This window comes from Mycobacterium innocens (genome assembly GCF_900566055.1).
Taxonomy (GTDB): domain Bacteria; phylum Actinomycetota; class Actinomycetes; order Mycobacteriales; family Mycobacteriaceae; genus Mycobacterium; species Mycobacterium innocens.
The window spans coordinates 1-8884 of record NZ_UPHQ01000281.1 but is presented as its reverse complement, the minus strand read 5'-3'; the positions used below and the strand labels follow the sequence as shown (position 1 = coordinate 8884).

The following is an 8884-nucleotide window of genomic DNA, read 5'->3' as shown; positions in this document are numbered from 1 at the left end:
CAGTTTGGGTGATCGTCACCGGTGTCGGTGGCGATCACCCAAACTGTTCCGCCGCCACCGCCGCCACCGCCTGAGGAAGCGGGTGCCATGGCGCCGTCCAATGGGCCGCCGGATCCGCAGACCGAGGACGAACCGGCGGTGCCGCCGCTGCCGCCGGGCGCCCCGGACGGGGTGGTGGGGGTTGCCCCGCACGCAACGATCATCTCGATCCGCCAGTCCTCGCGAGCCTTCGAGCCGGTCAACCCGCCACCGGCGGGTCCCAACTCCGAAGAAAGAGTGAAAGCCGGCACGCTCAATACGGTGGCGCGCGCGGTGGTGCATGCGGCCAACATGGGCGCCAAAGTGATCAACATTTCGGTCACCGCATGCCTACCGGCGGTCGCCCCCGGCGATCAGCGGGCGCTGGGCGCCGCACTGTGGTACGCGGCCACCGTCAAGGATGCGGTGATCGTCGCCGCAGCCGGCAACGACGGGGAAGCCGGCTGCGACAACAACCCGATGTATGACCCACTGGACCCGTCGGATCCGCGGGATTGGCACCAGGTCAAGGTGGTCTCCTCGCCGTCGTGGTTCTCCGATTACGTGCTGTCGGTCGGTGCCGTCGATGCCAGCGGCGCCCCCCTCGACAAGAGCATGTCGGGCCCGTGGGTTGGCGTGGCGGCGCCGGGAACCCACATCATGGGTTTATCGCCGCAAGGGGGTGGACCGGTCAACGCTTACCCCCCCTCGAAGCCGGGTGAGAAGAACATGCCGTTTTGGGGCACCAGCTTCTCAGCGGCCTATGTCAGCGGCGTGGCGGCGCTGGTACGGGCCAAGTTTCCCGAGCTGAGCGCGCATCAGGTGATCAACCGGATCGTCCAGTCGGCACACAACCCGCCCGCGGGGGTCGACAACCGAGTGGGATACGGGCTGGTCGATCCCGTCGCCGCGTTGACATTCAACATTCCCGCCGGCGAACGGCTGGCCCCAGGATCCCTGAGCCGGGTAATCACCCCCGCACCGCCGCCCGCGCCCCCGGATCGCCGGGCGCGCAAGATCGCCATCGGGTTCGTCGGCGCAGTCGCCGCCGGTGTGCTGCTGGCGGCAATCGCGTCCCGGCTGCGGAGGGCGCGATGAGGCCGACGCTGACCGGGTTCGGTCCGGTCAGCGTTAGGCGGCTGGTCGGAGTCTGGGTGGTATTCGGGCTCGCATTGGCGGGCTGGGCGGTGGGCGGCTACGTCGGCGCGGCAATCGCCCTGGCGGTGGGCATCGCGGTGGTGTTCGTCCGGTGGTGGGGCCAGCCGGCGTGGTCATGGGCTGTGCTGGGATTGCGGGGTCGGCGCCCGATCAGTTGGGACGCCCCAATTATCGTGGCCAACAATCGGTCTGGTGGTGGGGTTCGAGTCCAAGACGGTACCGCGGTGGTGGCGGTGCAACTGCTCGGCCGAGCGCATCGCGCAACCACGGTGACCGGTTCGGTGACCGTCGAATCCGACAACGTCATCGATATCGTCGAACTGCTGCCGCTGTTGCACCATCCGCTGGGTTTGCAGCTCGATTCAATCAGCATCGTCACACTCGGGTCGCGAACCGGAACCGTCGGGGACTACCCGCGGGTGTACGACTCAGAGATCGGCACCCCACCCTATGCGGGTCGGCGCGAAACCTGGCTGATCATGCGGCTGCCGATCATCGATAACGCCCAGGCATTGCGATGGCGCACGAGCGTTGGGGCTGCGGCAATTTCGGTCGCTCAGCGCATCGCCGGCTCACTGCGCTGCCAAGGTCTGCGCGCCAAGGTGGCGACGGCCACCGACCTGGTCGAGCTGGATCGCCGGTTGGGGTCGGACGCGGTAGCCGGCAGCGCGCAGCGGTGGAAAGCCATCCGTGGAGAATTGGGCTGGATGACCACATATGCCTATCCGGCCGAGGCGGTTTCGTCGCGGGCTCTTACCCAGGCATGGACCCTGCGCGCTGACGAGGTCGTCCAGAACGTGACGATATATCCCGACGTGACCTGCACCGCGACCATCACGGTGCGCACCCCCACCCCGGCCCCAACCCCACCCAGCGTGATCCTGCGCCGCCTCAACGGAGAACAGGCCGCAGCCGCGGCAGCCAACATGTGCGGGCCGCGCCCATACCTGCGCGGCCTGCGTCGCGGCGCGTTGCCCGCGCAGCTGGTCAGCGAGATCGGACCGTCTGGTGTGCTGGTGGGCAAATTGCCCAACGGCGATCGGCTGATGATCCCGGTTACCGATGCCGGTGAGCTGTCGCGGGTGTTCGTGGCCGCTGACGACGCCATCGCCAAGCGGATCGTGATTCGTACGGCCGGTGCCGGCGAGCGGGTCTGTGTACACACACGCGACCACGAGCGGTGGGTCAGCGTACGGATGCCAGAAGTCAGCATCGTCGGAACGTCACGGCCGGCGCCGCGCACCACAGTCAGCGTCGTGGAATACGTGGGACGGCGGAAGAGATACGGCGACAGCACATCCGAAGTCGTCGGCAACGATATCGGCGATGTCGCAATTGCGCCCACACCGCGGCCGGCCAGTGTGATCACCATCGCGCCGGCCGGCACCGCGCTGCCCGAGGGGCATCGGCACGGATTCGAGGTCACCATCGAGCAAGTCGACCGCGCCATGGTCAAAGTCACTGCGGCAGGCCAGAATTGGCTGGTGGAGATGGAGATGTTCCGCGCCGAGAACCGTTACGTCAGCCTCGAGCCGGTCACGATGTCGATTGCTACGCAGTGACTCGATCAACATTGCGGCACAACGTGATGAGGCGGACTTCCCCGTTGCGGAACGAGTACCGCCACGCTGTCGAGGATGGTGGATACGATGGGTGATTTGCTCACTGCCCGTAGGCATTTTGATCGTGCGATGGCGATCAAGAGCAGCCAGGGACCAGCGGCCGCGTTACCCGAGTTCGTCGCCGCCACCGACGCCGACCCGTCGATGGCTGACGCATGGCTGGGCCGCATCGCGTGTGGCGACCATGACCTGACGTCGCTCAGACAGCTCCACACCAACAGCGAATGGCTGCACCGCGAAACCACGCGGATCGGCCGCACGCTCTCGGCCGACATCCAGCTGGGTCCCTACGTCGGCATCACGGTGACCGACGCATCGCAGGTGGGACTGGCCCTGTCGTCCGCGCTGACCATCGCCGGGGAGTACGTCGAGGCCGACGCGCTGTTAGCCAACCGCGAACTCTTGGACTCGTGGCGCAACTATCAGTGGCATCAGCTGGCCCGCGCATTCCTGATGTTCGTCACGCAGCGTTGGCCCGATGTGTTGTTGACCGCCGCCGAGGATTTGCCCCCGCAGGCGATCGTCATGTCCGCGGTAACGGCCTCGATTTGTGCGCTGGCCGCTCACGCCGCAGCCCACTTGGGGCAGGGCCACGTCGCCCTGGACTGGTTGGACCGTGTCGATGTGATCGGCCACAACAAGTCGTCGGCCCGCTTCGATTCCCATGTGCTGACCGCATCCATTGGCCCGGCCGACATTCCGCTGCTGGTCGCGGATCTGGCGTACGTGCGGGGAATGGTGTACCGCCAGCTGCACGACGACGAAAAGGCTCGGATCTGGCTGTCCAAAGCGACCATCAACGGTGTGCTGACCGAACCGGCCAAGGAAGCGCTGGCAGATCCGAAGCTCCGCCTGGTCGTGACCGATGAGCAGACCATCGCCAGCCGCACCGACAAGTGGGATCCCGCGACAGCGAAAAGCCGCGACGAACTCGACGACGACGATGCGGCCGAGCGTAGGGCCGAGCTGCTGGCCGAGGGCCGCGAACTGCTGGCCAGGCAGGTCGGTCTGGCCGCGGTGAAGCAGGCGGTGGCGGCGCTGGAAGACCAGCTTGAAGTGCGCACCATGCGGCTGGAACACGGCCTGCCCGTCGAGGGGCAGACCAACCATATGTTGCTGGTCGGACCGCCGGGCACCGGTAAGACCACCACCGCTGAAGCGTTGGGAAAGATTTATGCCGGCATGGGAATCGTGCGCCACCCCGAAATTCGGGAGGTCCGCCGCTCCGACTTCTGCGGCCACTACATCGGTGAGTCCGGGCCGAAAACCAACGAGCTGATCGAAAAGTCGCTTGGCCAAATCATTTTCATGGATGAGTTCTACTCCCTGGTGGAACGCCACCAGGACGGTACCCCGGACATGATCGGCATGGAGGCCGTCAACCAACTGCTGGTGGCGCTGGAAGCGCACCGTTTCGACTTCTGTTTCATCGGGGCCGGCTACGAGGACCAAGTCGACGAATTCCTTTCCGTCAACCCGGGTTTGGCCGGCCGGTTCAACCGCAAGCTGCGGTTCGAGTCCTATTCGCCGGCCGAGATCGTCGAGATCGGGCAGCGCTATGCCACACCGCGCGCCAGCCTGCTCGACGACGCCGCGCGCCAGACATTTCTGGACGCGGCCACCACCATCCGCAACTACACCACTCCGGGTGGACAGCACGGTATCGACGCCATGCAAAACGGCCGGTTTGCCCGCAACGTCATCGAGCGCGCCGAAGGCTTCCGCGACACTCGAGTGGTCGCCCAAAAGCGGGCCGGCCAACCGGTGTCGGTTCAGGATCTGCAGATCATCACTGCCGCCGACATCCAAGCCGCGGTGCGCAGCGTGTGTTCGGACAACCGCGACATGTCCGCAATCGTCTGGTAGCAAACCGTGACCCGGCCCCGGCGGAAAAGCGTTGTTTACGCAGTCGTTACGTCTAAAATGCACGCAGACCTGACACGCAGATGCCAGGTCGGCAACGCGGCTCAATGAACGGAGTGATTCCGGGGTGCACCGGATCTTGCTGACGGCGGTGGTGCTGGCGTTGCTCAATGCGCCGCCCGCGTTGGCAATCAATCCACCGTCGATCGACCCCGGTGCGGTACCGCCCGACGTGACCGGTCCCGACCAGCCCACCGAACAGCGCGTCCTGTGTTCGAGTCCTACCACCTTGCCGGATTCGAGCTTTCACGATCCACCGTGGAGCAACGCCTATCTCGGCGTCTCGGAGGCACACAAGTTCGCAACCGGAGCCGGGGTGACGGTGGCCGTGATCGACACCGGTGTCGACGCCTCGCCACGAGTGCCGGCGGAACCGGGTGGCGACTTCGTCGACCAGGCCGGCGACGGCCTGTCCGACTGCGACGCGCACGGGACGCTGACCGCCTCCATCATCGCCGGCCGGCCGGCGCCCACCGACGGGTTCGTCGGCGTCGCACCCGATGCCCGGCTGCTTTCGTTGCGCCAGACGTCCGAGGCCTTCGAACCAGTTGGCACCCAACCCAATCCCAACGACCCCAACGCCACCCCGGCGGCCGGGTCCATCCGCAGCCTGGCCCGCGCGGTCGTGCACGCGGCCAATCTGGGTGCCGGTGTGATCAACATCAGTGAAGCGGCCTGTTACAAGGTGACCCGTCCCATCGACGAAATCAGCCTGGGCGCGGCGATCAATTACGCGGTCAACGTCAAGAACGCCGTGGTGGTCGTTGCGGCCGGCAATACCGGTGGCGACTGCGCGCAGAACCCGCTGCCGGACGCGTCGGCCCCTGGCGACGCACGTGGCTGGAACAAGGTGCAGACGGTCGTCACGCCCGCGTGGTACGCGCCCTTGGTGCTGACCGTCGGAGGCATCGGCGAAAGCGGTGTGCCCAGCTCCTTCTCGATGCATGGACCGTGGGTGGGCGTGGCGGCTCCCGCGGAGAACATCGTCGCCCTCGGCGACCGTGGCGAGCCGGTGAATGCCCTACCGGGCCGGGAGGGGCCGGTCCCGATCGCCGGCACCTCGTTTGCCGCGGCGTACGTCTCGGGTCTGGCGGCGCTGGTGCGGCAGCGGTTCCCGGAGCTGACCCCGGTGCAGGTGCTTAACCGGATCACCGCCACCGCGCGGCATCCGGGAGGCGGAGTCGACAACCTCGTCGGCGCCGGCGTGATCAATGCGGTGGCGGCGTTGACGTGGGACATCCCGCCGGGACCCGCGTCGGCCCCGTTCAACGTCAGGCGAATTCCGCCGCCCGTGGTGGAACCTGGCCCGGATCGCCGGCCGATCACCATCGTGGCGCTGTCGGTTCTGGGCCTGACGCTGGCGCTGGCACTCGGCGGACTGAGCGCGCGGGCGCTGAGGCGCCGATGAGGAATCCATTCAGTCCGATACGGTTACGGTTCAGCACCGGTCACACGTTGGTCGTCGCGGTGCTGGGGCCGCCCTGCATCATGCTGTTCCTGCACACGCGCTACTGGTGGGCGGGCATAGCAATAGTCGCGGTGGCCACCATCGTGGCCACGGTCACCTTCTTCGGGCGTCGGGTAACCGGCTGGGTGGCAACGGTCTTCGCGTGGCTACGCCGGCGCCGCAAGCCGCCGGACGTTCCCTCCGAGCCGGTCGTCGGTGCCACCGTCAAGCCGGGGGACCACGTTGCTGTGCGGTGGCGACGTGAGTGCCTGATCGCGGTCATCGAACTCATGCCGCGGCCGTTCACCCCGACGGTCATTGTCGACGGGCAAGCCCACACCGACGACGTCTTGGACACCCGACTGTTGGAGGAGCTGCTGTCGGTGCACTGCCCCGACTTGGAAGCAGACGTCGTGTCGGCGGGCTACCGTGTCGGCAACACCGCCTCGCCGGATGTGGTGAACCTCTACCAGCGGGTGATCGGCGCCGACCCGGCCCCGGCGAATCGCCGAACGTGGATCATGTTGCGCGCCAACCCCGAACGTACCCACAAGTCGGCGCAGCGGCGCGACGAAGGCGTCGCCGGACTGGCCCGGTATCTGGTGGCATCGGCCACTCGCATCGCCGACAGCCTGGCCAGCAATGGTGTCGACGCGGTGTGCGGACGCAGTTTCGACGATTACGACCACGCCATCGACATCGGCTTCGTCCGGGAGAAGTGGTCGATGATCAAAGGCCGCGACGCGTACACCGCCGCCTACACCGCACCGGGCGGCCCCGACTTGTGGTGGTCGGCACGCGCCGACCACACCGTCACCAGGGTCCGCATCGCTCCCGGGATGCCGCCGCAGTCCACAGTGCTGCTGACCACGGTGGGCAAGCCGAAGACGCCGCGCGGCTTCTCCCGTCTCTACGGTGGCCAGCGGCCCGCCTTGCAGGGCCAGAACCTCGTTCCCAACCATCACTGTCAGCTGCCGATCGGATCGGCCGGTGTGCTGGTCGGCCAGACCGTGAACCGCTACCCGGTATATATGCCGTTCGACGACGTTGACGTGAGCATCAACCTCGGCGACGCTCAAACCTTCACGCAGTTCGCCGTGCGCTCGGCCGCGGCCGGCGGAATTGTGACGGTTGGTCCGCACTTCGAGCAGTTCGCCGGCCTGATCGGCGCGCACATCGGTCCGGTGGCCAAGATCGCGTGGCCGAACGCGACGACCTATCTCGGCCCGCATTCCGGCGTCGACAAGGTGGTCCTGCGGCACAATCTCATCAGCACCCCGCGGCATCGGGAGTTGCCGATCCGGCGGGTTTCCCCGCCGGAAGAGAGTCGCTACCAGATGGCCCTGCCAAGGTAGAACAGTGTCGGTAAGCCCGGGGACGATCGAAATTTTTGGTGCAGGAACCGCGCGCTTCAGCGACGATAATGGCTGTAGCACTAAGGAGGATGATCCGAGATGAGCCAGCCGCAAACCGTGACGGTGGATCAACAAGAAATTCTGACCAGGGCCAACGACGTGGAGGCCCCATTGCCCCCGGGCAAGGTTCCGCCCACCGATGCGCCCAATCCACCATGTGCGCTGACGGCGGCCAAGAATGCGGCCCAACAGCTCGCGTTATCGGCGGAGAACATGCGGGAGTTCCTGGCGGCTGGTGCCAAGGAACGGCAAAAGCTGGCGACCTCGCTGCGCAACGCCGCCAAGGCGTATGGCGAAGTTGATAGCGAGTCAGCGACCGCCCTGAACAGCGATGGCGGCGGAACTGTGGAGGCTCAGTCCGCCGGCGGCGCCGGCGGAGACAGCTCGGCCGGGCTACAGGACACGCCTACAGTCGCGTCCGCGGGTGATCCCAACTTCACCGATCTCAAAACTGCGGCACTGAAGCTCGAATCCGGAGATCAAGGCCGATCGCTCATCGATTTCGCGAACGCGTGGAACGACTACAACTTTGCGTTGCAAGGGGATGTCAAACGGTTCCGCGCCTTCGACAATTGGGAAGGTGACGCGGCTACGGCGTGTGAAGCCGCGCTGGATCAACAGCGTGAGTGGATACTCCACATGGCCAAATTGAGTGCTGCGCTGGCCAAGCAAGCTCAGTACATCGCGCAGCTGCAAGTGTGGGCGATTCGGTCCCACCCCTCGTCAGCGGACATTGCAAAGCTCGAGGAGTTGTCCAAAGACCCCGTGTATAAAGATCAAGCCATCAAGCTTTACGCCGAATATCAGCAAAAGTCGGAGCAGGTGCTTTCCGAGTACAACACCAAGGCGACCCTGGAACCGGTGAATCCGCCGAAGCCTCCGGCCGCCATCAAGATCGATCCACCGCCGCCCGCTCAGCCGCAAGGTTTGATCCCCAGCTTCTTGATGCCGCCCAGCGACGGCTCGGGCGGAACTCCCATGACCGGGATGCCGGCCGCCCCGATGGCCCCGGCCGGCGGTGCTGGTGGCGGCATGCCGGCCGGCACCAGCGCGGAACTGACGTCTGCCGCTCACCAGGCGGCAGCGAACGTGTCGAAGGACCCGGGGATGAAGCCGATGTCGCTGGGCGGCGGCGGAGGCGGCGGCGGTATCGGTGGGGCACCGCTGGGTGAACCGGCGGGCCTGGCGGGCACCGACTCGGTGCGGCCGGCTGCCGCGGGCGACATCGCCGGCGCGGCTCAGGGGAAGGCCGCCGCGGGCAGTGGGATGGGCGGGGGTGGTATGGGCATGCCGATGGGGGC

At 66.5% G+C, this 8884-nt stretch carries 5 protein-coding genes and 1 pseudogene; all 6 read left to right on the top strand.

Features of this window, described 5'->3' with window-relative positions; all coding sequences use genetic code 11:
- Window positions 1–18: 18 nt before the first annotated feature.
- Window positions 19–1116 (top strand): annotated as a pseudogene (gene mycP / locus EET03_RS27140) (type VII secretion-associated serine protease mycosin); the annotation flags it as partial.
- Window positions 1113–2738, top strand: coding sequence for a type VII secretion protein EccE (eccE, locus tag EET03_RS27135; protein WP_099193855.1), 1626 nt, complete (start codon window positions 1113–1115; stop codon window positions 2736–2738). The pseudogene mycP (EET03_RS27140) and the gene eccE (EET03_RS27135), both read left to right, overlap by 4 nt.
- A 66-nt stretch (window positions 2739–2804) precedes the next feature.
- Window positions 2805–4664 (top strand): type VII secretion AAA-ATPase EccA, encoded by a 1860-nt coding sequence (gene eccA, locus EET03_RS27130; protein ID WP_099193854.1) that lies wholly within the window; start codon window positions 2805–2807, stop codon window positions 4662–4664.
- Between the two features lie 124 nt (window positions 4665–4788).
- Window positions 4789–6129 (top strand): type VII secretion-associated serine protease mycosin, encoded by a 1341-nt coding sequence (gene mycP / locus EET03_RS27125; RefSeq protein ID WP_063468775.1) that lies wholly within the window; start codon window positions 4789–4791, stop codon window positions 6127–6129.
- The gene (gene eccE, locus EET03_RS27120) at window positions 6126–7523 is read left to right on the top strand and encodes a type VII secretion protein EccE (protein WP_063468774.1); all 1398 of its coding nucleotides are present in this window, start codon (window positions 6126–6128) and stop codon (window positions 7521–7523) included. The genes mycP (EET03_RS27125) and eccE (EET03_RS27120) overlap by 4 nt, the downstream gene beginning before the upstream one ends.
- 99 nt (window positions 7524–7622) lie before the next feature.
- A partial coding sequence (gene espB, locus EET03_RS27115) for an EspB family ESX-1 secretion system-associated protein (RefSeq protein ID WP_122508853.1) occupies window positions 7623–8884 on the top strand: 1262 nt, incomplete at its 3' end.